This is a genomic window from Streptomyces sp. DvalAA-43, assembly GCF_900091725.1.
Classification (GTDB): Bacteria; Actinomycetota; Actinomycetes; order Streptomycetales; family Streptomycetaceae; genus Streptomyces; species Streptomyces pulveraceus.
Genome location: NZ_FMBW01000001.1, coordinates 104,606 through 129,664 on the forward strand (window position 1 = coordinate 104,606; position 25,059 = coordinate 129,664).

Consider the following 25,059-nt stretch of genomic DNA (forward strand, 5'->3'; position numbering starts at 1 on the left):
CGCCATGACGGACACGAACCGAGGCACAGGGACAGAGATGCAGAACACCGACGAGGCGGGCGACCGGACGCTGCCCCCCGTGCCCGACCACATTCGGGAGGCCGCGCGCGAGGCGCCGGACCACTGGATCGGTGTCGTCGACCCCGCGTGGACCGACGCCGCCCCGCCTCCGCCCTGGGCCGTGGCCGGGGAATGGCGTTCCGGGCTCGACGGCGATGTCGTGGAGTGGCAGGCCAACGACGACTACAGGCCGTCCCCACTCGCACTGGGCTGGCCCGAACCCACCGATCCCGTCGACGCCGCCGTACAGTTGGCCGTCACCGGATACGGATCCCTGGACGATGCCGTGGAGGCGTTGGCCGGGGCAGAGGTCATGGTGCTCCGGGGGCCGGACGGCGGCCCGTTGAGCGTCATCGGGGCGGACGGCGCGCCCGCGGTGCCGGTCTTCACCGCCGTACCCCACCAGCCGTTCGAGGGCGCGCTGGCGCACGACCGGGTCTCCGTCGCCGACCTGGTACGGGGCCTCGCGCCCGACGAAGACCGTCTGTCGGTCAATCCGGCAGGCCCCGCACGTATCTCGCTGAACGCACGTCAGGTGATCGACGTGCTCCGTCCCACCGGTTCCACCCTGGCGACCAGTTCCACCGGTTCACGCCTCACCGTCCCCACCAGTTCCGTCATCCAGAGGACTCCATGACCACGTCCAAGAACGAAGAGACAGAGGCCACCTCCGAGTCGGAGGTCCACGCCACCGCGGAGGCCACCGGCGGGACCTCGACCCGGACCGCTCCCGCCACCCCCGCCGCTTCCACCGCTTCCACCGCTTCCACGAAGGTCGGCGGCACGACGGGCGAGGCCAAGCCGTCCACGCCTTCGGAGGAGTCCGCCGAGAAGAAGAACGAGAAGCAGGCGGCAGAAGCAGAGGGCCAGGGACCGAGTTCCCCGGCGACGGCCGAGGCCAAGGCCGAGGGCGAAGCCGCGACCACCCCCGCCACCGCCGAAGGCGAGGGCGCCACCGCAACAACCACCGCCACCGCCACCGCCGAAGAGGAAGCCGCCTCCATAGCCACGGGCACGGCGACCACCACGGCCGACGCCCCCGAGAAGGTGGGCCGCCCGAACAAGGCGCTCCTCGCGGGTGCGGCCATCGCGGGCGTGCTGCTGGTGACCGTCCCGTTCCTGGTCCACACCGGCGGCGGCGACGACGGCCGGCGCAACGCCGGCAACGGCGAGGCCCCCGGCACGGTGCTCGGCTCCGGCAAGGGCGACATGCCCGGCGTGTTCGCGTCCGCCGCCCCCTCGCCCCGTACGGGCTCCGGCAAGCAGCCGCCCCGCGGCGAGGACGGCAAGGGCGGCGGCCCCTCGGCCGACGGCCCCGACGGGTCCCAGCCACTCAACGAGGGCGGGGGCACCGCGGGCGGCAGCACCGGAGGAGGCGGCGACACCGGGACCAACGACGACCCGGATCAGAAGTCCACCGACGGCAAGAAGACCACGACCGGGAACACGACCACCAACCGGAAGAACACCACCACCAAGACCGGAACCGGCAGCACATCGACCGGAACCGGGGGCGGCACCCCCGCGAAGACCACCCCGCAGTCGAACGTGGTCTACACGGGCGTGGCCGGTCGCGGCTGCCCCACCCCGGCGGGCGGCGGCTACCAGCAGGACCACTTCTTCACCGACGGCAGCGCCGGCTGGTACACCCCGTCGTCCGGCGGCTGGACGGGCAACGGCTGCAACGGGAGCTACGCCTCCATCCCGATGTCCGGCAGCACCACGACCGACATGCAGAACCGCGTCAAGTGGTGGTGGAAGCCCGGTAGCCGGGCCCGTACCTGCCAGATCTCCGTATACGTCCCGAACAACGGCTCCGTGCAGTACGTGGGCGGCCACCCCACGAAGTACCACGTGCTGGTGAACGCCAACGACGCCTCGTCCATGTACAGCAGCTTCACGCTCAACCAGACCGCCCACCGCGGTCAGTGGGTCGACGCGGGCACCTTCCCCATGAAGGGCTCCACGATCGGGGTCAAGCTGCTCGACCGGGGCGACGACTGGTCCAAGGGGTGGGAGAAGGCGCACCACGCCGCCGCCCAGATGAAGGTGACCTGCCGCTCCTGACGCGCCGCCGATAGCAGCCGGCCCCGACCGGGGCCGGCTGTTCCCTGTTCCGGTGGCCCCCATGAGGCGGTACGTCGTCCCACTCGACGGGCAGGTCATCACCGGCGGGTACCCGGCGGCGGTCGAGCTGCGGGCAGGGCCCCGGGGGCCTACCGCTCCGCGAAGCGGTCGAACGCCGCGTACACCGCCTCGCTCATGGCGGCGCTCCCCTTGTGTCCCGCGTCCTCGATGACCACGAGTTCCGCGCCGGGCCAGGCATGGGCGAGTTCCCAGGCCGTGTCGAGCGGTCCGCTGATGTCGAGGCGGCCGTGGATCAGGACACCGGGGATGCCCGCCAGGCGTCCCGCGTCACGGATCAGCTGCCCCTCCTCCAGCCAGGCCGCGTGGGAGAAGTAGTGCGAGCAGATCCGTACCAGCGCCAGCATGGCCCGGGGCGGCCTGCCGCCGTACGGGTGGGGCACGCCGTTCGGCTCGGCTGAGAGGACCGCGTCCTCCCAGGCACACCAGTCGGTCGCGGCCTTGGACCGTACATCCGGGTCTGGGTGTTCCATGAGGCGCGCGTACGCCGCGAGGAGGTCGCCGTCCCGGTCCGCCTCGGGAACACCGTCCCGGAACCGCTGCCACGCCTCCGGGAAGAACCGGCCCGAGCCCCGGTAGAGCCAGTCGATCTCGTGGCGACGGGTGCTGGTGACCGAGGCGAGCACGATCTCCGACACCCGCTCCGGGTGCCGCTCGGCGTAGGCGAGGCTGAGTGTGGAGCCCCAGGAGCCGCCGAACAGCAACCACCGGTCGACGCCGAGGTGTTCGCGCAGCAGCTCCATGTCGGCGATCAGATGCTCGGTGGTGTTGAGCGCCATGTCGGTGGTGGGGTCGGCGGCGTGGGGTGTGCTCCGGCCGCAGCCGCGCTGGTCGAAGAGGATGATCCGGTAGCGCTCCGGGTCGAAGGACTTGCGCGGGCCCGTCGAGCAGCCCGAACCGGGGCCGCCGTGGACGACGAGAGCGGGCTTGCCTTCGGGGTTTCCGCAGGTCTCCCAGTAGATGAGGTTTCCGTCGCCGGTATCGAGCATGCCGTGGTCGTAGGGGTCGATCGGCGGGTACGGGGCCGTCATGTCCGGTTCTCCTCCATCGAGTTCGCCAAAGGCACGAGCCGGACACTATATGCATGAATCACTGACGTCACCTGTTTGACCGGTGACGCATCGCATGGGACAGTCGTGCGCAGTCGGACCCGTCCATCAGTCCGTACATCGACCCATACATCGCTCTGTCCACCGACCCGTACATCGATCCGCGCACCGCCGCGCACATCGACACACACGGAGGGCTTCACATGGTCAACAGGCGTACGTTCAACAAGGCACTGGGCCTGGGCACCGGCACGGCCGCCGCCTCCCTGACGGGCCTGGCGGCCCCCTCGACCGCGTCCGCCGCCCCCGCGCGAAGCAGGACCGGGACACCGGCCGCACACACGCCCGTCGCCTCCCTGGAGCAGGTCAGGGCCGGCCTGTTGGACGTCGGTTACGCAGAGGCGGGCCCCGCCCACGGCCCCGTGGTCATCTGTCTGCACGGCTGGCCCTACGACATCCACAGCTTCGTCGACGTCGCTCCGCTGCTGGCGGCCCAGGGCTACCGCGTGATCGTCCCCCACCTCCGCGGCCACGGCACGACGCGCTTCCGCTCGGCCCGCACCTTCCGCAACGCCCAGCAGTCGGCGGTCGCCCTCGACATCATCGCCCTGATGGATGCCCTCAAGATCGAAAGGGCGGTACTCGCCGGATTCGACTGGGGCGCGCGAACCGCCGACATCATCGCGGCGCTCTGGCCGGAGCGCTGCAAGGCCCTGGTGTCGGTGGGCGGTTACCTCGTCACGAACCTCGCGGCCAACCTGGAACCGCTGTCGCCCGCGGCCGAGCACGCCTGGTGGTACCAGTACTACTTCACCACGGAGCGGGGCCGACGGGCCATGGAGGACCCGGCCAAGCGGCACGACCTGAACAGGCTGGTCTGGGACACCGTCTCCCCGACCTGGGACTTCGACGACGCCACCTTCGAGCGCACGGCCGCCTCCTTCACGAACCCCGACTACGCCGACATCGTGATCCACAACTACCGCTGGCGGCTGAGCCTCGCCGACGGCGAGCGGCGTTACGACCGTTACGAGCGGCTGCTCGCCGCACGGCCGGTCATCGAGGTGCCCACCATCACCCTCGACGCCGAGCGCGACCCCTTCACCGCGCCGGGCGACGGATCGTCGTACCGCGACAGGTTCGCGGGCGCCTACGTCCACCGCACCCTGAAGGACATCGGCCACAACCTGCCGCAGGAGGCGCCCACCGCCTTCGCCCGAGCCGTCGTCGACGCCGACCGCCTCTGACGGAACGCACGACGCGTCCCGCCCGACGCCGCACAAGCAACGTCACCGGCTTGACAGGTGATGCCAAGGGTGTGACGCTCATAGCAGCCCAGCGCTCCGGCGCGATCCGCAAGCGATGACCGATCGAGCGGAGGTCGACCGTGAACACCACGGGCACCAGGAACACCGCAGACGCAGTGGGCGCCGAGCACACGGCGAACAGCGTGAGCACCGCGAACGCGGCGAGCAGCGAGAACACCACGGACAGCGCCGCGGCGGCCCGGCACGAGCGGTTCGGGAAGCTGCCCGAGCGCGTCCCCTACCGGGACATGGTCGAGCTGAAGCCCGCCTCGCCGCGGGAGCCCGCAAGGGACACCTACGACCCGGAGGGCTCGTGGATGTCCTACTCCTGCCTGGCCGCCGACCTCGGTCTGTAGGATCCCGGGGGCTGTTAGGCTCGCGAGAACACCGATCGCGCAGCGTGCCGATCCGGCGTTCAGCGAGCCGATCCCGCGTTCGAGGAGACCAGACATGGTGGGTGACGACGACATCTCGGGGTGAGACCCCGACCTGTCAGGCCACCGGCCGATGCCCAGGAGCATCGCCGTCGTGGCCGTTCAGTCGTCCCCTTCTTCCATGTCCCGGGCACCAGTCTCTGCCTGCCCGTATCGCATTCGAGGTCTCCCCATGTCCGACGCCTCCGTCATCTGTTCCCAGCTGTCCTTCGCCTGGCCCGACGACACCCCGGTCTTCGAGAATCTGTCCTTCGCCCTGGGCGGCGGCCGGACGGGCCTGGTCGCGCCCAACGGCTCCGGCAAGAGCACCCTGCTCAAGCTGATCGCCGGCGAGCTGCGGCCCGGCACCGGGTCCGTGTCCGTGAGCGGCACCCTCGGCCATCTCCCGCAGGACCTCCCCCTGACCGGTGATCTCACGGTGGCCGAGGTCCTGGGCATCGACGCGGTGGTCCGGGCCCTGGACGCCGTGGAGTCCGGCGACGTGAGCGAGGAGCACTTCACGGCCATCGGGGACGACTGGGACATCGAGGAACGCACCCGGGCCCAGCTGGACCGGCTCGGCCTCGTCGACCTCACCCTCGACCGGAGCCTGAGCACGCTCAGCGGCGGCCAGATCGTCTCGCTCGGCCTGGCGGCCCAGCTGCTGAAGCGGCCCGACGTACTGCTCCTCGACGAACCCACCAACAACCTCGACCTCGACGCCCGGCACAAGCTCTACGACGTACTGGAGGACTTCGGCGGCTGCCTCCTGCTGGTCAGCCACGACCGGGCGCTGCTCGACCGCATGGAGCGCATCGCCGAACTCGAACGCGGCGAACTGCGTTTCCACGGAGGCAACTTCACCGCGTACGAAGAGGCCGTGCAGGCCGAACAAGAGGTCGCCGAGAAGAACATCCGCAACGCCGAGCAGGAGTTGAAGCGGGAGAAGCGGGAGATGCAGCAGGCCCGCGAACGCGCCGAGCGCCGCGCGAGCAATGCCGCCCGCAACCTCAAGAGCGCGGGCCTGCCGCGCATCTTCGCCGGGAACATGAAGCGGGGCGCCCAGGAGTCCGCGGGCCGGTCGGGGCAGCTGCACGCCTCCCGCGTCGGCGAGGCCAGGGCCCGGCTGGACGAGGCGGGGCGCGCCCTGCGCGACGATCAGCGCCTCACCCTGGACCTGCCCGACACCGATGTGCCCGCCGGGCGCACACTCGTTCTCGGCGAACGCCTACAGGTCCGCCACGGCGGCCGGGCCCTGTTCGCCGAACCCGGCGTCGACCTCACCGTCCGGGGCCCCGAACGCATCGCGCTGACCGGCCCCAACGGTTCCGGCAAGACCACACTCCTGCGGCTGCTCAACGGCGGACTCGGCCTGGACGGCGGGCAGATCAAGCGGGCCGACGGCCGGATCGCCTACCTCTCGCAACGGCTGGACCTGCTGGACACGGACCGTACCGTCGCCGAGAACCTCACCGCGTTCGCGCCGCACCGGCCGGAGGCGGAGCGGATGAACCTGCTCGCCCGCTTCCTCTTCCGGGGCCCCCGGGCCCATCTCCCCGTCGGGGTGCTGTCCGGCGGCGAGCGGCTGCGCGCCACCCTGGCCTGTGTGCTGTGCGCCGAACCGGCTCCGCAGCTGCTGCTCCTGGACGAGCCGACGAACAACCTCGACCTGGTCGGCACGGGCCAGCTGGAGAGCGCGCTGGGCTCGTACCGGGGAGCATTCGTGGTGGTCAGCCACGACGAGCGTTTTCTCGCCCGGATCGGCGTGGACCGGTGGCTGCGGCTGGCCGACGGCGGGCTGACGGAGACGGGGGCGCCGGAGGTGTGAGCCGCCGATGTGCCGACCGGGCCCGCGCCCGAGGTGGTCACCACCCGGCGGGCCGCACACCGATCACATCAGGTGGACCACCATGTCTCGACCCGCCCTGCTCGCCCACGACGTCGTCCGCACCCTGGGGACCGAGCGGATCCTCGACGGCGTCTCCCTCACCGCCTCCCCCGGCCACCGCATCGGGCTGATCGGGGAGAACGGCGTCGGCAAGTCGACGCTGCTGCGGCTGCTCGCCGGAGTGGACCAACCCGATGCCGGGACCGTCACGCGCCCGGCCGATCTGGGCTTCCTGCACCAGGAGCTGCCGTTCGACGGCGCGTCGACGATCGCCGACGTGCTGGACGAGGCGCTGCGCGAGGCCCGCGACGACCTGGCCGAGCTCGAACGCCTCACCGAGCGGCTCGCCCACTTCCCGCAGGACTCCCCCGGTTACGCCGAGCTGCTCGACACATACGGCCGACGGCTCGAAGAGGCCCAGGAGCGGGAGGTCTGGGACGCGGACCGGCGTGCCGCGATCGTCCTCGACGGGCTCGGCCTCGGCGCGTTCCGGCACGACCGGGAGCTCGGCTCCCTCTCCGGCGGGCAGCGCGGTCGCCTGGCGCTGGCCGCCCTGCTGGTCCGGCGCCCCTCGGCCCTGCTGCTGGACGAGCCGACCAACCACCTCGACGACAGCGCCGCCGCCTTCCTGGAGGAGCAGGTGCGCGGCCTGCCCGGGGCCGTCGTGATGGCCAGCCACGACCGGGCCTTTCTCGACGCCGTGTGCACGGATCTGATCGATCTCGACCCGGCCGTGGACGGTCCGGTCCGCTACGGCGGCGACTACAGCGCCTACCTGGCCGAGAAGCGTGCCGAGCGGGAACGCTGGGAACGGCGGTACGCCGAGGAGCAGGAGGAGCTGGCGGCACTGCGTCGATCGGCCGGTGTGACCGCGCACCGCGTGGCGCCCGACCGGGGGCCGCGGGACAACGAGAAGATGGGGTACGGCCACCGGGGCGGCCGGGTGCAGAGCCAGATCTCCCGGCGGGTGCGCAACGCCACCCGCAGGCTGGACGGGCTGGAGCGCAGCCGGGTCGGCCGGCCGCCGCAGCCGCTGCGTTTCCACGGCACCGCGCTCGCCGTCACCGCGCCCGGCGGAGAGCCGGCGAAGGACGCGCTCGTCTCGCTGCGCGAGGTACGGGTGCCGGGCCGGCTGACCGTCGCGCACCTGGACGTGCCGGTGACCGAGCGTCTCCTCGTCACCGGAGGCAATGGCGCGGGCAAGTCGACACTGCTGTCCGTGCTCGCCGGGCGGCTCGCGGCCGAGGGCGACGTACGGCGGCGGCCGGGGCTGACGGTGGGCCTGCTCGCCCAGGACACCGTGTTCGCCCGGCCCGACCGGACCGGGCGGGAGACCTACGCGCACGCGCTCGGCGCCGAACGGGCGGAGGCGGTCCCGCTGGGCTCGCTGGGTCTCCTGCACGAGGCGGATCTGGACAAGCCGGTCGGCCGGCTGTCGGTCGGTCAGCGCCGTCGGCTCGCGCTGGCGCTCCTGGTGGCGCGTCCGCCCGAACTGCTGCTGCTCGACGAGCCCACGAACCACCTCTCCCCACGGCTGTGCGACGAACTGGAGGCGGCGCTGGGCACCGGGCCCGGCGCGATCGTCCTGGCCAGCCACGACCGCTGGCTGCGCAGACGCTGGCAGGGCCGCGAGATCCGGCTGCACTTGAGCCGGGGGCACACGGGCGAACCTTGCTGACCCGATAGTCACCTGCCAGAATGGTGATGTGAATCTGGACCATGTCTTCGTATGCGGCAACCCGGCGCTCGACTTCGCCGCGACGCTCCGGGCACGTCGCTCGGTGCGGTTCGACATGTTCGTGACGCCGGAGCGGCTGCGGGCGTGGTACCTGGAATCCGGCATCGTCGACGCGGTCTTCCCCGGCGACCAGGCCGACGTCGACCGCGCGAAGGCCGTACGGGAGGCCATCTACCGACTGGTCACGGCCCGTCGGCTCGGTGAGGAGTACGCCGACGAGGCGCTGGAGGTGCTGAACGGCGCGGCGCGCAGGCCGCCCGCGGCACCCCAGCTCACCAGGTCGGGGCGCTGGACGCGGGCGACGCCGGACGAAGCCCTGTCCACCGTGGCGCGCCAGGCGGTCGAGCTGCTGAGCGGGCCGGACGTACCCCTGCTCAAGGAGTGCGGCAACCCCGAGTGCACCCGCGTCTACATCGACCGCTCCCGGGGCATGCGGCGGCAATGGTGCGGCATGGAGTCCTGCGGCAACAAGATCAAGGCGGCCGCCTACCGCGCACGCAAGAAGAGCGGGCACCCCGCGGCCGCCGCCGCTCAGTAGGAGCGGGGCCGGGGCTCCGTCATGCCGCCGGAGACGGCTGCCGGGTCCCCCCGGCCTCGACCATGGTGAGGCGCGCCGCCACGAGCGTCGGCAGCAGCAGCCGCCAGAACCGAGTGACCGTCGAGGCCGCGAGCCACGTCGGGTCCCGGACCCCGAGCACCTCGAAACCCACGGTCGCGGCCACCACGGCGGTCGCCGCGTCCTGGACCGCCGTACCCCGGCGCAGTTCGCCCTCGGCCTCGGCCTGCCGCAGCGTCTCCTCGACCCAGCACCGCCAGCGCTGCCGCAGGTCCGTCCGGGGCGGGCGGGACGTCTCGCCACCCAGCGCGAAGCCGACCCGCAGCACCACGTCGTCGTGCAGCGCGTCGGCGAGCGCATGGGTGACGTCGACGAGGAGTTGGACACGGCTCGTCCCGAGCGGCGGGGCGCCGTTCGTCACGGCCAGCAGCCTGGTCAGCGCCGTCTCCTCGACGACGTCCACCAGGACGGCCTTGGTGGAGAAGTGAAAGTGCAGCGCCCCGTTGCTCACCCCCGCCCGCGAACTGATCGCGGTGAGCGAGGCCGTCGAGAAACCGTCCCGGTCGAAGATCTCGGCCGCGGACCGGATCAGGGTTTCACGCGTACGCGCCGCACGCTCCTGCTTGACCATCAACTGCTCCGTCACTGCCAGGGGTTGCCGTGATTATCGAAGGACAGACGGTGACTATAACAAACCGTACGTGCGGTTTCTAAGGCGGTCTCCGACCCCTTCGCCGAACGGCATTGTTTTCCGGTCCACCCGCCAGAACGCAGCGAGCACACCGCGAGTCACCCACCCAAGGACAACTTGTGTCACTCTCGGACCATGTCGGACCAGAATCGGACGCCGGCTCGGCACCAGAACACGCCGAACCGGGCTCATTTCCAGGAACAGACAGAGCGGAATGAACCCCTCCGCCGTTTTGGGGCGACAAGGATCCAGAGGCACTAGAAATTAAACCGGTTGGTATGTATTTTCGGGCCCAGGAATAGCCCATTCCTGAACACATCTCTCGCGCCAGCCCAGGGGAGCCAATGTCTGCGCGCACGTTTCAGGTCGAACCACCAGTGTTCGACAGAGAAATGACAAGAGGCACCAGAGCCTCCACGATCAAACCCGGTGGGTTCTACCCCACCACTCTGACCACCACCGTGCCCAAGGAGCTCGTACACCGCTCCGCCGTCGCGGAGGTCCTGCTCACCGACTGGGAGCGGGTGGACGACACCCATTTCGTCATATCCGCCCAATGGCCACGCGGCCACAGCTTCTTCGTCCCGGTCGCGGACGGCTACCACGATCCGCTCATGGGCTGCGAGACCATCCGTCAGATCGGCATCCTGCTGGGACACGCGGAGTTCGGGGTGCCCTTCGGCCACCAGTTCCTCGTCTGGGACCTCGACATCACCGTATGCCCGGAGCACCTGCGGATGGGGTACGAGCCCGCCGCGCTCAGCATCGATGTCGAATGCACGGAGATCAACCGGCGTGGCAGAAACCTTTCGGGACTGCGCTTCGAGGCCGTCTTCCACCGCGACGGGAACGTCGTCGCGACCGGGGGCGGCTCCTACTCCTGCATGGCCCCGGCGGTCTACCGCCGGGTGCGCGGCGAGCACCTGCCCGGCGGCAACCGGTACCAGCTGCCGCTGATCAGCCCGGCGGCCCCGCAGAGCGTCGGGCGCATGTCACCCATGGACGTCGTGCTCTCCCCCACGAACGAACCGAACCGCTGGCAGCTGCGGGTGGACACACGCCACCCCGTGCTGTTCGAGCACGCGGTCGACCACGTGCCGGGCATGGTACTGATCGAAGCCGCCCGTCAGGCCACGGCAGCGGCCCTCGGCCGGTCCTCCTACCTCCCGCTCGGCGTCGCCAACGAGTTCAAGCGGTACGTCGAGCTGGACACCCCGTGCGTGATCGAGGCGTCCCTGCTGCCCGGCACGGGCACCGGGGACGAGCAGAGCGTCCTGGTGACCGCCCATCAGGACGGTGAGCCCGTCTTCGGCGCCACGGTGACGGCCGGGTCGCACGGCATGCCGCCGCTGACGAACGGCGGCTGACATGCCGAACACCGGCTTACCCCTGACGGGCGGCGGCTGCCCCCACCGGGCAGCCGCCGCACCCCGGCCCACACCGGTGCCGGAAGGCACTCACCCGAAGGCGCCCAGGTGATCGCTCGCCCATCCGCGGAAGGTTCCGGCAGGCCTGCCGAGCAGAGCGGCAACCGTGCCGTCCACCTCCGCCTTGGAGCCCTCACGGCCGCGCTCCGCGCTCTCCAGCAGTGCCTCGACGATGTTCGCGGGATAGCGCGCGCCCAGTGCGGCACGGGCCTGCGCCGGCTCCAGTTCCTCGAAACGGAGCGGGCGGCGCAGCAGTTCGGCGAGCAGGGCCGTCTGCTGGACCGCGGTGATCGCCTCCGGCCCGGTCAGCGTGTGGATCCTGCCCGCATGGCCGTCATCGGTGAGGGCGCGTACCGCGACCTCCGCCACGTCACGCGGATTGACGCAGGCGTTGGCCGAGGTCCCGTACAGGGCCCGCACCACGTCGTCCGAGCGGATGGAGCGCGCCCAGGAGAGCGTGTTGGACATGAACGCGCGCGGACGCAGCAGAGTCCACTGCATGCCGGATTCCCGCAGCAGGTCCTCGTTGCGGCGCTGCCACCGGGTGATCAGGTCCTCGGCCCGGCTGTCCGCGACCGCGGCCGCGGACAGTTTCACCACATGCCGCACCCCCGCCGACCGGGCACTCCGGAGGAAGCCCGAGTCGTCGTCCCCATCGGGGTTGGTCACCAGGAAAACGGTGCGAATCCCCTGCAGAACACCCGCCAGCGAGGCCGGATCCGTGAAATCCCCGGCCACGATCTCGGCCGCCGGACCCGCCCCCCGGACCCGCGCCGGATCCCTGGCCATGATACGAACGGCCAGGTCGGCCGGGAGTCCGCGGACCACTTCCCGCCCGATGGTCCCGGTGGCACCGGTGACAAGAATCATGAACTTCCTTCTCTCGTCCGACATTTCCCCGGCCGGTAGGGGCGAGGAAGCGGCCTGTAAGATACGAACTGGACGGTTTCTTTACCGGCCTCCCGACGTTCGACCATCCCGAGGAGGGAGGAGGCAGAGTGGCTGAGCAGCTACGAGCCATCCGTACCCGTCAGACGATCCTTTCGGCGGCAGCCAAGATCTTCGAGGAGCACGGGTACCAAGCGGCCACGATCTCCCAGATACTCTCCGAAGCGGGAGTCACCAAGGGGGCCCTGTACTTCCACTTCCATTCAAAGGAAGACCTGGCTCAGGGCGTCCTCGCGGAGCAGGACCAGCGGATCATCGTTCCGCACCGCGCCTCCAAGATCCAGGAGATCGTGGACGTCGTGATGCTTCAGGCCCACCAGCTGCAGACCGACCCGATGGTGCGCGCCGGTGTACGGCTGACTATGGACCAGCTGGCGCAGAGCCTCGACCGCAGCGGTCCCTTCCTGCGCTGGGGCGAGGTCGGTCACGAACTGCTCCAGCAGGCGCATGCCCAGGGCGAGTTGCTGCCCCACATCACGCCGTCCGAGACGGCCGACGTCATCGTGGGATCGTTCGCCGGCATCCAGTCCATGTCGCAGGCCGTCTGCGAGTACCGCGACCTCGTCAAGCGGGTCTCCGCCCTGATGCGTCATGTGCTGCCCAGCGCGGTGGTCCCGTCCATCCTCGCCTCGCTCGACCTCTCCGAGAGCCGTGGGGCCACGGTCTACGCCGAGGCCGTGAAGGCGGCCGAGATGCGGGACCTCGTCGAAGCCACCGGCTGAGCTCCGGACGCCGCTGTGGGGCACCGTCAAGGTTGCCCCACGGCGGCGCCGCCCTCGGGCCCGACGCCCTTGCCTACGAAGCCCTTGACGAGGTATGCCGACAGCGCCTCCGTCAGATCACGGCCGTCCCCCGGCACCCAGGCCAGGTAGCCGTCGGGTCGCACCAGCAGTGCGTCGTGCGGAACCTCGGGAGTGGGCCGGGCACGGACCACATGCAGGCTCCCTTCCCATTCCCGCGCCGCTTCCGCGTAGCCGCTGCGCTTCTCGTGGCCGTCGCTCTCCTCGCCGAGGAGCAGGAGCAGCGGCCTGCCGTCGCGCAGCAGCCCGATCACATCGGTCTCGCCGGTCGCCGTGGTGAGCACCGCGTTGCGGAGAAACGTTCCCGTCCCCCGGCCGTCCCCTTCGGCGTGGTCCGGGAGCACCGTGTCCTGGGCGCTGATCAGGCCGCCGAGGTAGCCGTTCTCACGGTCGGCCGACAGCACCCCGGTGAACACCCTGCGCAGCGCGTCCAGTTCGGGCCCCGGGCGCATCAGGGCGAGTTGGGCCTGGGTCTGGTCGATGACACGCCGGGCGACGGGGCGGCGCTCCGGGTCGTAGGTGCCGAGCAGCCCCGCGTCCGCCGATCCGTGCACCGCGAGCGCCAGCTTCCAGCCCAGGTTGAGGGCGTCGAGCACTCCGGTGCTGAGGCCCTGCCCGCCGATCGGGAAGTGCACATGCGCCGCGTCACCCACCAGGAAGACCCGCCCGGCTCGGAAGGCCCCGGCCAGCCGCGCGAAGTCGCTGAACCTGCTGAGCCAGTGCGGCTCGTCCATCTCGATGTCCCGTCCGGCGATCCGGGACACCTCCGCACGCAATTCGTCCAGCGTGGGCGGCAGTTGCCGGTTCGGGTGGGCGCCGTCGCAGTTCAGCGTGCGGATGTGTGTCCGGCCCTCCGCGTCGAGCTTGGCCACGATCCAGCCGCGCTCGGTGCGGTGCCAGCCCTTGGGGAGCTCGTCCGGCCGGGCGAGCGTGACGGCTCCCATGAGCGCGGACACCGTCGCCGGGTGGGTCTCGGAGGCGATGCCCGCCTGGTCCCGGACCGTGCTGCGGGCGCCGTCCGCGCCCACCGCGTACTCGGCCGAGCAGACCACGGGTCCCTGCGGCCCGTCGGCCGTGACCCGTACCCCGTCGTCGTCCTGGACGACCCCGGTCACCTGGTGCTCGCGCAGGATCCGTGCCCCGGCGGCCCGCGCCCGCGCCTCGAAGTGCCGCTCCAGCTCCGCCTGGGGGCACTTGAGGATCGGTTCGGGTTCGCGTGCGGGAGTCGTGATGGTGAGTCCGGGCAGGCCCGCGAAGTGGAACGGGCTCTCCGCCGCGCCTCCGGTGTACGGATAGCCCGGCCCCGGCAGGTGGCCCCGGCGGGCCAGGGTCTGCACCGCGCGGGCGTGCAGCGTGGTCGCCTTGGGCTGCTCGGACACATCGGCCCGGGATTCCAGGAGCACGGTGTCGACTCCGTACCCGGCCAGTTCGGCGGCGATGAGCATGCCGACCGGGCCTCCACCGACCACCACTACCCGCGCCCGTATCGGACGTTCCCCCTGCACAGCGACGCCTCCCCTGGCTGCGGCCCATCCGCTGATGGAAATATACCGGACAGACTGTTTCCCCATCCATCTGCCCAGAGGTACGGGACGGCTACCGGACCGGAAGGTACGGACCCGGCACCGGAAGCGGAACCAGTGCTCGGGCCGGGGCGGCGGCGCAGGTGGGGACCGAGGTCACGGCTGGAGCTCCCGCGTCGCGGACGACATCGGTCCGCCTTCCGAGCGCTCGGTCTTGTGCCCCTTGCTGCCCGGCGCCAGGGTCCGTACGTCCACGGCCTCCGCTGGCGCCCCCCTCGCGTACAGCCCCTCCGGCTCGGTGTCCCGGTCGTGCGGAAGCAGCCAGAACACCCGTCGCCTGAACGTGCCGGAGGACCGGGACGGCTTGGCCTTCGGCCCCAGCAGGGCGTACCCGACCATCCGGCCGTCACGGTGGTACGCGGGTCTTCCCCGTCGCGTCGGCAACCTGTCCAGGCTCTGGCGGACATAGTCGAGCCGACTGGTGTCCTCAAGCCAGACGAGGTCCATCTCGTCGACGATCTCGTCCTCTGCGATGAGGGCGCTCATACTGTCTCCTGGTCCACGAGCAGGCCGATGCCCGGGTAGTACTTGCGCTGGTTGGAAAGGATCATTCCCTTCGGCGACGCCAGTCCCACCAGCTCGCGGACACGTGCCGCGAAGGCCCGGGATGAGATCGCTGATACGCCCTCATTCTGGCACCAGCCCCTATAGGCCGCGTAGAGCTGCGCCTGTTCGGCCCGCAGATCGGCCTCGATTCGGCAGGCCTCATGGACGAAACGCCCGGTATGGTCCTCTGTCTCGGCGTACGCCGTGGTCGCGATGCGTACCCGCTCGGGACCGGAGAGGTCCTTGTCGCCCCCGAGGTAGCGACGGGCGCCTTCGATCAGCCAGTTGAGGATGCCGGGACCTTCCTGGGTGACGAGGATGTCCGCCAGGTTGTCGATCTTGCGGTCGTCGGAGACCACCCGCTCGAACGGGATCAGCCGCATCCGCCGCCAGAACGCGAAGCCGCCCGTACCCACCTCGGGCCGGTGGTTGCCGAGCAGCCACATCTTGTGCGTCGGCTCGAAGCTGAAGAAGTCCTGCCGCATCCGGCGCGCCTTGATCCGGTCGCCGCCGGTGAGCAGCTTGACCCGGGCCTCGTCGAAACGGTCCCCCGGCTTGACCTCGCTGCACACGATCACACGCCGGCCGTGCAGTTCGGCCAGATCGGTGGGGTGGCCCTCGTACGGACGTGACATCAGGAACCCGGGAGGCGCCGCGTCGGCGTAGTCCCCGAGCAGCTTCATGAGGACGTCCAGCAGGACGGACTTGCCGTTCTTCCCGGAGCCGAACAGGAACGGCATGACCTGGGCGCCGACGTCCCCGGTGACGGAGTAACCCAGCAGCAGTTGGAGGAAGTCGATCATCTCCGCACCGTCCGTCCCCTCACCGAAGGTGTCGGTCAGGAAGCGGTTCCAGCGCGGTGTGGGCATCGGCTCCGGCGAGGCCGAGGTGGAACGGGAGTGGAAGTCCCTCGTGGGCTCGGCGGGACGGATGTGGCCGGTGCGCAGGTCGACGACGCCCGCAGGGGTGCACAGCGCGTACGGATCCGCGTCCAGCCGCGACGCGTTGAGCACCATGCCCGGGGCGGACTTCGCCTGGGTCAGCATCGCGTTCATCCCGCTGGTGCTCAGCGCGCGGCGGCGGTGCTGCTGCAATGCGGCGGGGGTGTAGACGCCGCGTGGATCGGTGGTGGCGATGGACTCGGCCAGATCGCCTGCCGACCACATCACGGTGTCGTCCTCGTCGATCTGCCACCGGGTGCCGTCCCACCGGTACCAGCCGATTCCGGGAACGTGCCGGTAGTCGTTGCGGTAGAGCTTGACGAACAACTTGGCGTTGCCGCGGTCGGTGAGCGTGTCGGGCAGCAGCCCGGCCGCCGTCGCCTCGCCGTTCCCCGGTGTCGCCTCGCCAGGACCCGCCGGAGCGGAAGCGGCCATGTACCGCGCGAACTCGTCGCTCTGCCGGGGTGCCGGGACGGGATGCGCGAGGATCTGCGCGGCCACGGCCTCGACGTCGAAGGCGGAGAGTGCGTTGTCCTCGTCCACACTCACGCACGCCCCCCGAGCGACAGCGGGCGTGCCAGCCCCGCGCTCAGCCCGCCCCGGATGATGGCCAGGCACCGGCTCCGCTGCCCCGGGCGGGCCTGCTCGGCCGCATCCCGCAACACCCGTACGGCTTCGGCCTCGGTGATGTGGCCCGCCGCGACGAGACCTCCGGCGGTGTACGCGGCCCGGTTCAACTTCTCGGAGAACGCGGCGCCTTCGGGTACGGCCCCGCACGCGGCGACCTCGGCGAGCACTCCGGTCAGCACCCGGTCCCCCGTGGTGCCTCCTCCGCCCCGCGCTGCGAGGACCGCCTGCCGGGCTCGGGGCGGCACGGGGCGGGGGCCCGGCACGGAGGCGGGCGGGAGGTGTCCGGTGCGCTCCAGTTCCTTGGCGAGCCAGACAGGCAGCGGGGCGGGCATCCGCGTGGGTCCCACGCGACGGTAGGTCCCCGCAGAGGTCACGGTCCCGGGCGCCACGATGTACCCGCCATGCGCCCGGACGTCGACCTGCCAGGCGAGGGCACGGCCACTGCCCGACCCCGAGGAGCACTGCCAGCGGTGCCCGCCGTCGTTGCGGTACCACACGTGCAGGCCCCCGGACGGGGTGCGGACCCGCAGCGTCGACTCGTCCTCCGCCGGGCTGACCGCGCCGCGCAGGGCGGCCAGCACACCCAGTGTGTGGAAGCCGTTGGCCAGCCCGGTCAGATCGATCCCCGGAGAAATCCGGACACCGGGCAACAGCCGGTCCCGGTCGGGGAGTTCACACGCATGCGCATCGACATCGATGACGACGAGGCCGGCCGGTCCGGTGGCGACGCCCACCCCGAGATCGGGACGGGAACCCCACCACTGCCGGATCCGGTCGAAATCAAGCGTGGCCGCATGAAAGCCATGGCACCAGCGGCCCGCACGAATACAGTCGCACCCCCCTCGGGCATGGCCCGGGACGCGGCACACATCGCAATTGCCCACAGGCGTTTTACGCCCCGGAGCAAGAGGATGAACCGGCCACCCCTGGCGCGCACACCACGAGGCAGTTGTCAGAGGCTGCGCAGCGACCGGTGCAGTTCTCGCGAACTGCTGTGGGTCGCTGCGCAAAACCTGCAGCTCAGCTGCCATTCACTTCCCCCATGAGCGACTGAAGCGACTCAAATCCCAACATCAGATTAGCGAAACCCGTGGGAGAGGAGAGACACATGAGGCAGAACAGATGTGCGCATCCAGGAGGTGCCCCACCGACCCGGCGACTGACCGCCCGGTGGGGGACGGTCGCTCAGTCGCTCGCCTACAGAGATACGGAACAACAGGTCAGAGGCGCGCGCAACACAGATCAGCGACTGAAGCGACTCACGCTCTCTGTATATGACGCACACACGCACGCTCACGCGCATGAATGTCTCCATATATCTGAACCTTGAGTCGCTTCAGTCGCTGATCCCCGACGGCTACCCGCCTGACCTGTGTGTTCATCCCTTGCGACCGAAGCGACTCAGCGCCCGGTCAGTCGCTGGCGCACTCGGCCGACGGGCGGAGTTCCTCGGTCTCTGCCCTCCCGAAGCGCGGAGAATCGCAGGTCACACGGCAGTCATGGAAGAGCGGCGGCGACCGGAGCGACCTGGTCCGTCGATGGACGCCTCGATGCATTGGCTGGTATTCGTCCATGACGGGCCGGGTGGCCGTCGGCTTGGACGGTTCGCGGAGGGTGAAACCCCAGCCGGACTCCGCCGACCGCACATCGGCTCTATCAGCGGGCCAACTCCGCCAACCGCTCTCGCCAGGGCACGCGTTTGGGTGGACCGGCCAGGTTCGCCCGAGCCAGGGCGAGGTCCGCCAGGAACTCCTTCAGCAACTCCCGGGCCACGCGGTGACGCGCACTCACCGCAGCCTTCTCGGCGGCTTCCCGCCGTTTTCCGGCCGTGGCGTGCCAGTGGGTTCTCCCCAACACAGCCTGGTACGCCCGATCCGCTGCCGCACTCGCCGGTTCGCTTTCGGCCAATCGCTGAAGTGCCTGACATTGGCGCTGGTGCAGCAGCTTCGCGGCCAGCTGTTGCACCTCGTGAGCCCGCACTCCCGGGTCGGCGGAGGAGTCGGAGGTCTGCGCACGCGCATGCGCGTGCGCGATGACGGTCCGGGTGTCCTGCTCGACCTGTGACGTCATCTCCGCCACGGCTCGGAGATCCAGCGAGTCCACCCGCAGTGCGACCACGAGGTCCACGGCCTGGCCGATCAGGTCGTCCGTCCGCTTGCGGAACGCGCACACCGGGCACTCCCCCGCCGCGTCGGGCAGGCCGCACTCCCGGCACGCCATCGCCGCGTGCGCGGCCTCCGCCGCCGCCAGTTCCTGCCGACGCCTCTGCGCGGCCGCACGCCGCAGGTCCTGGGCCTGCTTTTGGTCCTGGGGCTGGTTCTGCGTGTCGCGCTCGCGGCGAAGGGCCTGGCCGGCGGCCGCCTTCGCGTGATGAGCCTCCCTCAGCCGCCGTTCGACTTCGGCGACGCGCAGCCGAGGGGACGCCGTGCCGAGCTCCACGTCGACGGTGGCGGCGATCGAGCGGCGCATCGACCGGCGGTCGTCGATCAGGCAGGCACAGCTTTCGCAGAGGTCCCCGGTATCCATCCGGTGGCCGTCGTCGCACAGGAACGACCAGCAGCCGGATCGCTGAGGAAGGCCTCGGTGCAACAGCCAGCCGACGAGTTGCCTGACCGCATGGGGTCCCTGTCTGTCGAGGCGCCGGGTCAGCCGTGCGGCGAGGGCCCGGAGAGCGAGCTCGGGACCGACGATCCCGCTCAGGCGAAGAAGCTCGGCGCGTACGGCCTTGGCGAGCCACTTGACCGTCGAGAGCCGGGTGAGACCGGTCCACAGGTGGGCTACGGGTGCCAGCGCTTCGGCAAGGTCCTGCGGTACCGCCGCCGTCCGCAGGAGACGCGCGCCGTTGGTTCCGGTCGATCGGGCCGGGAGCTTCTCCGGCTTGTCCCCGCGAAGCGGGTCGGCCCCCGTCTCCGTCCGGCCTGTGCGCGGCCAGAGCGAGTCGGCCCCGGCGGAATCCTCGCCCGCGTACGCGCGTCCCCGCCGACGGCCCTGACCCTCGACGGCAGAGCCGGAAAGGACTTTACGATCACCGGCAGCAAACCCCGAGAGAGCAACCACAGGTGCGTGGGCTGTGTGGAGGTCTGCACCAACGGCCTTGTCCAGCTGCTTCTCGGAAGCTCTGCTGACCTGCGGATTCACGGGGCGTTCGGTCGTCTGATCCCCGAATGCACAAGCATCGGCCGTCAGGAGCACATCCTCCAGACTCTCCTGCGCCCAGCCGTCCCCGGACAGCGCCATCCCCGCCGCTTCGGATTCTGTTTCTGTTTCGTTCTCGGCTTCGGCTTCGGCTTCGGCTTCGGCGCATCGGGAGCACGGTCCTTGGTCTGCCGTCTCGGCCTCGGCCACCGGTGAGTCCGAGACGACGGCCTCCAGCGCCGCCGATTGACGAACCCGCGCATGTGCGGCCGCCACGGCCGGTACCCGTAGCCGTTCGCCACCAGGCCGCCTTGTGTCTTCCAGCTCCACGTGACCGGCAGCGACGAGACGGTCCACGACCATCGCCGCAGCGTCGATCGGGCAGTTGAGCAGGCGGGCAACCGTTGCATCGGCCCGCCGGAAGCCCTGGGGGACCCGGCCCGGTGCCATCCGCACCCGGCCGTCCGTACGGGCCTCCAGTGAGAGCAGCACCATGGCCAAACGGTCCGTGGGTGCGCCTCTCCCCCGGCGGTGTGCCATGAAGCCCGCCGGCGTCTCCGCCTTGCCGGAAGGCGACCACCCTGGGCACGTCACCGCCTCGCAGAACCGCAGCAGCGTCGCCAACTCCCGCTTGGTCAGCGTGGCCAGTGGTCGGCCGTCAGCCGCTGACCGCGCTTCCCGGAGCGGCAGCAGCTCCAGACGTAGCCCTTCCGTCCGTCCCTCATCGGTCCGATTCGGCCGGCACAGCACGGCGTCGGTCGCCTTCAGCCCGGGAACCGCGGTGTGCCCGACATGGGAGAGCGAACAGCCCAGCCAGCCGCCCATGTCCCGGGAGGACATGTCGACCACGGCGGACCCGGACGGTGCCTTCGCCAGCAGCACCACCGCGGCCAATCTGACGAGATCGCTCCGCCCGGTCAACCGAGGGTCCTTGATCAAGGAGTGAACGGCCGATGCCAGCACCGTATGCATCGCAGGGGACAGTGCGAGGGGCTCATTCACCTGGCCGTGACCCGAGACATCCGCTGCGTACGGGGCCGAGGCGCCCCCCGCGCGTGAATTCCGGCGGGAAGCACCTGCCCGTGAAGGCACCTGTGGGAGAGGGGCCAGGGGGCGTCGCGCCTGATCGTCTTCGGACGCGACTGATCCAGCCCTCGGATGGGTAGCTATGATCTGCTCCTGTCGAGGGGATTGAGGGAGTTGCTCATCGCCACCCGGTGCAGCTGGGCTACAGCAGGACAGCCGGGCGTGCGACGCGATTCAGCCAGGTGTTTGAGTCGTGCTCACCTCTTCGGCGGAGCATCGGCCCGGGACCGCAGATCCCGGGCCGATCTGTTTTCCTCAGGTTCTTCGTCGGCGCCGTTCTTGCCGGAGGGGCGCCGACGAAGGGAGTCGGGTCAAAGGGCAGTTGAGGGCCGGCAGAGCCGGGCACCCCACACTGCCGCGCTTACGTACGTGGGTCTTCTGAAGCTGTGCGGCTGAGGCCGAGGCTCATGCTGTGCCTGGGTTGAGGCGCTTGAGCTGAGGCCCGAATTCGTCGAGGAGAGTCGAGCGGTCGAGCGGACGCCGGACGAGGCCTCCGCCGGGAAGCTCATAGAGTTCGGCCCACTGGGATCGCGTGTTCGGGCTGAGCCACTCGATGAGACGGATGGTCAACCCCGGGTGCTGGGCGGCGACATGCTTGACGACCTTCGCGTACGCGGCTTCTTGCAGCGGAGCGACGGTGGACGCGAACACCGTGACGAGTCTCGGAACGGTGCTGAAGGCCCGCAGGAAGACCGTGGTGGAGTCGTCCACGGCGACTGACGATTCCATGATCTGGCGCGGCCAGTGGAAGAGGGTCTCAAGGTTCGGCGGGAGTTCGGCGATCCACTCGCCGAGGGGCACTGCCACGAACATCGAGCGTGGGCGACCGAGCACGAAGGCCGAGTGCGCTCCTGGCTCATGGGTGACCTCCACCCCGTCCGGCGCCACCCAGAGGATCGAGTCCAGCCGCGTGGCCGGATCCCGTGCGGCTGCGCGTGCGGCGTTGACCGCCAGCGACTGCCACGGTTCCATCACACGCGCCTCGCTCCTGGACCTGCTCTTCCCCGGCCACACGAGTTGATCCACGAAGGCGAACACGCGTACGACGATCAGATCTTCGCCGTCGAGCGTGCTGGGATTGACCAGGCCAAGTGCTGCGGCCTTGGTGACCCAGGAACGGTTGAGCTTGGCGCTATTCGCGAGAGCAGCGGGCTGCACGTAGGCGGACATGACGTCTCCAGCGCGTGAGTGTGCTTGTGACTGTCGATCACCGTAGCGTATCCGGACCGATTTTCCATGTCACGTCGTGGCACATTTTTCGCCACCGCTCCCCCACCATCTCGGGATTCAACGATATTTGTCCGCTTCAACTAGCCTAACTTCGTGTCACGTCGCGTCAAATAGATGACGCAGGCAACGACGTGAAGATACGTACATACGAGGACGCGTCAATGACTATCTACATGCCTATGCACATGCCTACGGCGATCACTACAGACATGACTACGTACCTATCGGACTAGCTACTGATGTGCCTACAGATTCACCTACTGACATGCCTACTGATCTGCCTACCGAGAAACCTATAGATCAAGTCTCGGCAGGGCTGCGGACGGCCGGAACAGGTGCAGGACATGGCGAAGCGCCAACCCCCGGCGGGGGTTGGCGCTTCGCCATGTCCTGCGGCCGTGGCCGCGACTACGTCGTGGGGCCCAGCGGGCCTTCCTCTTCGAGGTCCCGCAGGAATCGGTCGAGTACGCCCGAGTAGACATGGACCGCGAGCCTGGGGTGACCGGCGATCCGCAGTTCGTTCGCCAGCGGCGAGGCGATCGCGTACACCTCGGCGCTCACTCGGTGACTCGCCTGCTTGCCCGTGCCGACGTCGGAGTCGCGCGAGAGCAGGAACTCCTCCGCCAGCTCCAGCTGACTCGGAATGGTCCGGGGAAGGTAGAGGGTCATCGCGGCATCGACGTACTGAGCGGCCGTGAGTGCCTTCCCCGCCGACGTGGAGTCCTGGGCGACTCGTCGGCTCAGGACTGCCACGAGATCCGGCGCGAACCTGAACGCATGTGTCTGCCAGGACTGTCTGCCCATTTTGAGGTCCACGCGGCTGTTTCGCCAGGATCTGAAAATGGCTTCGTGGGCGGGGCCGAGCTTCGCTCCCCCGCGGGGCGAAGCGGCACGCTTCTTTCGTGCACCAGCCGTGTGCGTGCTGCTCTCGGCCGCGACGGGATGTTCAGGGGCGGGTTCGTCGGGCGTCGAGGCAGCAGCGCTGGACCGTGGTTCCGTGTGCTTGTGGCTCGGCGGAGGAACGTCGGCTGCCTCCGGGGGCTCGGGGTCGGCCTCGGAGATTCCTGCGACAACCGCGACAACCGCGACATCCGCGTCCTCCGGAGTCGTCGCCCCGGGCTCCGGCTCCGAACCGCCGCCCGGGCGATCGGCGGGAGGCGCGGGCACCTCGGTGCGGGGAGTCGACTCGGTGCGAGGAGTCGACGGGTACGTCTCCCCCGCCGCGGGCTCCTTGCGGTCCTGCCCTTCGGCCGACCGGCTCGGTGCCGGTACCACGTTCGGCGTCTGCGGACGCGGCGGCAGGACCGGTGAAACCTCGGTCGACGCCTGAGGGAAGGGGGCGGGAGCCTCGGTACCCGATCCTCCCTGCCCGAGCACCGACCTCGCGACGACGGTCTGGGCGCCGGCGAGGGCAGGGTTGTTGAGGATGGAGCCAGGGGGCCTGGGCCTGAGAGCCGCCCTCTTGGCGGCCTTCTTGACCGGCTTCTTGACGGTCTTCTTGGCCGGGCCGTCCGTCTCTGGACCCTGGGGCTCAGGCATCTGCGCTCTCCTCAAGCAGGATCGGGTCGGCGATCGTCCACTTCTCGCGAGGCAGGTCGATGCGGTCCAGGATCTCTTCCACCACGGCCGTGTACTGCTTGCCGCATGCGTGGTTCGGGAACCGGACCACGGCGGGCTTGCCGTAGATGTAGGACTCCGAGATGCGGGTGTCCTTGCGCACGTCGGTGAAGAAGGGGAACAGGCCCCGGCCCGGTTCAGCGCTGATCCCGTCGCCGACCATCCCGTTCCGGATGTCGACGTCCTGGTTGGTCCACTTCGATTCCGGGTTGGAGCGGTTCAGGAGCGCGCCGAGGAGCTGCGGCTTGCACTCCCCCCCGGTGTTGGTCTCGACGGCGTGCGTCGCGGCGCTGAGTACGAGCGCGCCCTTGATGGACTGGTACTCCGGAATGCAGATCGTCACCACGTAGTCGGCCGCCGCCAGGGCGACCGCGTTGAGGTGGGAGACGGCCGGAGGGGTGTCGATGAGAACGAAGTCGAAGCCCCGGGCTTCGGCCAGGAGCAGATGGCGGAGCGTGGCCGTCTGCTTGTAGGGCTTGGTGACGAACGCGTTCTGAGCGGCCGACATGGAGGCCTCCTCCGAGGCCAGCAGGCAGAGGCGACCGTGTCCGTCGAAGCCCTCCAGGACTTCATCGGTGCGGTCGAACATGGCCTCCTGGAGGTGAGCCCGGGGGAAACTCTGCAGGGCCATCTGCAGGATGTACCCGAGGGACCTCCGCAGCTCGGCCTCGGCCGCCTGCTCGTCCTCCTGGCCGCCGAGCGTGACACCCAGGGCCGTGCCGGCCTGGGCCTGCGGCTCAAGGTCGACGATGAGGACGTTGTAGCCGGCCATCGCCAGCCGGGCGCCGAGGTTGACCGTCGTGGTGGTCTTGCCGACTCCGCCCTTCTGCGTAGCGATCGCGATCACCGTCGGTGCGGGACTCTCTGTGCCACCGACGACATCGGTGGCGCTCTCAAACGTGCTGGTCATCGCGGGTGCCTCCCGAACTGGGCGAGGGGGTAAGGGACCACGTCCTGGGCGTCACTGTCGCGTCGCATCACGTGGGCTAGCGGTATGGGGGCGGTAGTTGAGGCCAATGGGTGCACGGCATAAGGACTTTGCTGAGAAATTCGGGCATCTCCAGAGTGCATCGTGTTCCTGCCGCCGTGCCTGCGTGTCGCGTCGTGACACGCAGGCACGATAGCACCAAGGCGTAGGGGAAAAGCGTGAGTGAGGCGAGGTTCAGGTGTGTCGCACGAGTACGTCATGGATGGAGCGACGGCTCGACGGAGCAGCGGTAGGACGTTCGTGCCAGGGATGAACATGCGGAACGTCATGGGAGTACGCGC

20 protein-coding genes are annotated in these 25,059 nt (G+C 69.9%); 9 read left to right on the forward strand and 11 right to left on the reverse strand.

Annotation, left to right across the window (positions count from 1 at the left end):
* The first annotated feature begins 37 nt into the window (after positions 1-37).
* The gene (locus tag GA0115234_RS00470) at positions 38-697 is read left to right on the forward strand and encodes a type VII secretion system-associated protein (protein ID WP_093538819.1); all 660 of its coding nucleotides are present in this window, start codon (positions 38-40) and stop codon (positions 695-697) included.
* Positions 694-2,127: a hypothetical protein gene (locus tag GA0115234_RS00475; RefSeq protein WP_093538820.1), complete on the forward strand. Its 1,434-nt coding sequence runs from the start codon at positions 694-696 to the stop codon at positions 2,125-2,127. The genes GA0115234_RS00470 and GA0115234_RS00475 overlap by 4 nt, the downstream gene beginning before the upstream one ends.
* Before the next feature lie 149 nt (positions 2,128-2,276).
* Here the strand turns inward: GA0115234_RS00475 and pip are convergent, their stop codons facing one another.
* Positions 2,277-3,236: a prolyl aminopeptidase gene (gene pip / locus GA0115234_RS00480; protein WP_093538821.1), complete on the reverse strand. Its 960-nt coding sequence runs from the start codon at positions 3,234-3,236 to the stop codon at positions 2,277-2,279.
* Between the two features lie 221 nt (positions 3,237-3,457).
* On the opposite strand from pip, the gene GA0115234_RS00485 reads away from it, so the two are divergent.
* From GA0115234_RS00485 to GA0115234_RS00505, 5 genes are all read left to right on the forward strand, one after another.
* Positions 3,458-4,501, forward strand: coding sequence for an alpha/beta fold hydrolase (locus tag GA0115234_RS00485; protein WP_093538822.1), 1,044 nt, complete (start codon positions 3,458-3,460; stop codon positions 4,499-4,501).
* 140 nt (positions 4,502-4,641) lie between these two features.
* A complete protein-coding gene (locus GA0115234_RS00490; RefSeq protein ID WP_202553235.1) occupies positions 4,642-4,917 on the forward strand; it encodes a hypothetical protein in 276 nt (91 codons plus the stop codon).
* Between the two features lie 250 nt (positions 4,918-5,167).
* Positions 5,168-6,802, forward strand: a complete 1,635-nt coding sequence (locus tag GA0115234_RS00495) for an ABC-F family ATP-binding cassette domain-containing protein (RefSeq protein WP_093538823.1) — start codon at positions 5,168-5,170, stop codon at positions 6,800-6,802.
* Between the two features lie 82 nt (positions 6,803-6,884).
* Complete coding sequence (locus GA0115234_RS00500) at positions 6,885-8,540, forward strand: ABC-F family ATP-binding cassette domain-containing protein (protein WP_093538824.1); 1,656 nt, start codon at positions 6,885-6,887, stop codon at positions 8,538-8,540.
* Positions 8,541-8,568: 28 nt separating this feature from the next.
* Positions 8,569-9,138: a CGNR zinc finger domain-containing protein gene (locus GA0115234_RS00505; RefSeq protein WP_093538825.1), complete on the forward strand. Its 570-nt coding sequence runs from the start codon at positions 8,569-8,571 to the stop codon at positions 9,136-9,138.
* Between the two features lie 19 nt (positions 9,139-9,157).
* On the opposite strand, the gene GA0115234_RS00510 is transcribed toward GA0115234_RS00505, so the two are convergent.
* Positions 9,158-9,802, reverse strand: coding sequence for a ScbR family autoregulator-binding transcription factor (locus tag GA0115234_RS00510; RefSeq protein ID WP_256088504.1), 645 nt, complete (start codon positions 9,800-9,802; stop codon positions 9,158-9,160).
* Positions 9,803-10,239: 437 nt separating this feature from the next.
* Here GA0115234_RS00510 and GA0115234_RS00515 point away from each other — a divergent pair, with 437 nt between their 5' ends.
* Positions 10,240-11,214, forward strand: coding sequence for a ScbA/BarX family gamma-butyrolactone biosynthesis protein (locus GA0115234_RS00515; protein ID WP_237540954.1), 975 nt, complete (start codon positions 10,240-10,242; stop codon positions 11,212-11,214).
* Positions 11,215-11,304: 90 nt separating this feature from the next.
* On the opposite strand, the gene GA0115234_RS00520 is transcribed toward GA0115234_RS00515, so the two are convergent.
* A complete protein-coding gene (locus GA0115234_RS00520) occupies positions 11,305-12,144 on the reverse strand; it encodes an NAD(P)H-binding protein (protein WP_093538828.1) in 840 nt (279 codons plus the stop codon).
* A gap of 128 nt (positions 12,145-12,272) precedes the next feature.
* Here GA0115234_RS00520 and GA0115234_RS00525 point away from each other — a divergent pair, with 128 nt between their 5' ends.
* Positions 12,273-12,944 (forward strand): ScbR family autoregulator-binding transcription factor, encoded by a 672-nt coding sequence (locus GA0115234_RS00525; protein WP_093538829.1) that lies wholly within the window; start codon positions 12,273-12,275, stop codon positions 12,942-12,944.
* 26 nt (positions 12,945-12,970) lie between these two features.
* On the opposite strand, the gene GA0115234_RS00530 is transcribed toward GA0115234_RS00525, so the two are convergent.
* The 8 genes from GA0115234_RS00530 to GA0115234_RS00565 all read right to left on the reverse strand — a co-directional run bounded on the left by GA0115234_RS00530 (position 12,971) and on the right by GA0115234_RS00565 (position 24,700).
* Positions 12,971-14,527 (reverse strand): FAD-dependent monooxygenase, encoded by a 1,557-nt coding sequence (locus tag GA0115234_RS00530; RefSeq protein WP_093538830.1) that lies wholly within the window; start codon positions 14,525-14,527, stop codon positions 12,971-12,973.
* A gap of 174 nt (positions 14,528-14,701) precedes the next feature.
* Positions 14,702-15,091 (reverse strand): DUF6009 family protein, encoded by a 390-nt coding sequence (locus GA0115234_RS00535; RefSeq protein ID WP_093538831.1) that lies wholly within the window; start codon positions 15,089-15,091, stop codon positions 14,702-14,704.
* Positions 15,088-16,527, reverse strand: a complete 1,440-nt coding sequence (locus GA0115234_RS00540; RefSeq protein WP_093538862.1) for a DNA primase family protein — start codon at positions 16,525-16,527, stop codon at positions 15,088-15,090. The genes GA0115234_RS00535 and GA0115234_RS00540 overlap by 4 nt, the downstream gene beginning before the upstream one ends.
* A gap of 110 nt (positions 16,528-16,637) precedes the next feature.
* Complete coding sequence (locus GA0115234_RS00545; RefSeq protein WP_093538832.1) at positions 16,638-17,753, reverse strand: bifunctional DNA primase/polymerase; 1,116 nt, start codon at positions 17,751-17,753, stop codon at positions 16,638-16,640.
* Between the two features lie 625 nt (positions 17,754-18,378).
* Positions 18,379-20,829, reverse strand: coding sequence for a hypothetical protein (locus GA0115234_RS00550; RefSeq protein ID WP_093538833.1), 2,451 nt, complete (start codon positions 20,827-20,829; stop codon positions 18,379-18,381).
* Between the two features lie 519 nt (positions 20,830-21,348).
* Positions 21,349-22,113 carry a hypothetical protein gene (locus tag GA0115234_RS00555; RefSeq protein WP_093538834.1) on the reverse strand — a complete coding sequence of 255 codons (765 nt, stop codon included), beginning with the start codon at positions 22,111-22,113 and terminating at the stop codon, positions 21,349-21,351.
* A 468-nt stretch (positions 22,114-22,581) separates the two neighbouring features.
* A complete protein-coding gene (locus GA0115234_RS00560) occupies positions 22,582-22,926 on the reverse strand; it encodes a hypothetical protein (RefSeq protein WP_161275518.1) in 345 nt (114 codons plus the stop codon).
* 778 nt (positions 22,927-23,704) lie between these two features.
* Positions 23,705-24,700, reverse strand: coding sequence for a ParA family protein (locus GA0115234_RS00565; protein WP_093538836.1), 996 nt, complete (start codon positions 24,698-24,700; stop codon positions 23,705-23,707).
* Between the last annotated feature and the right edge of the window lie 359 nt (positions 24,701-25,059).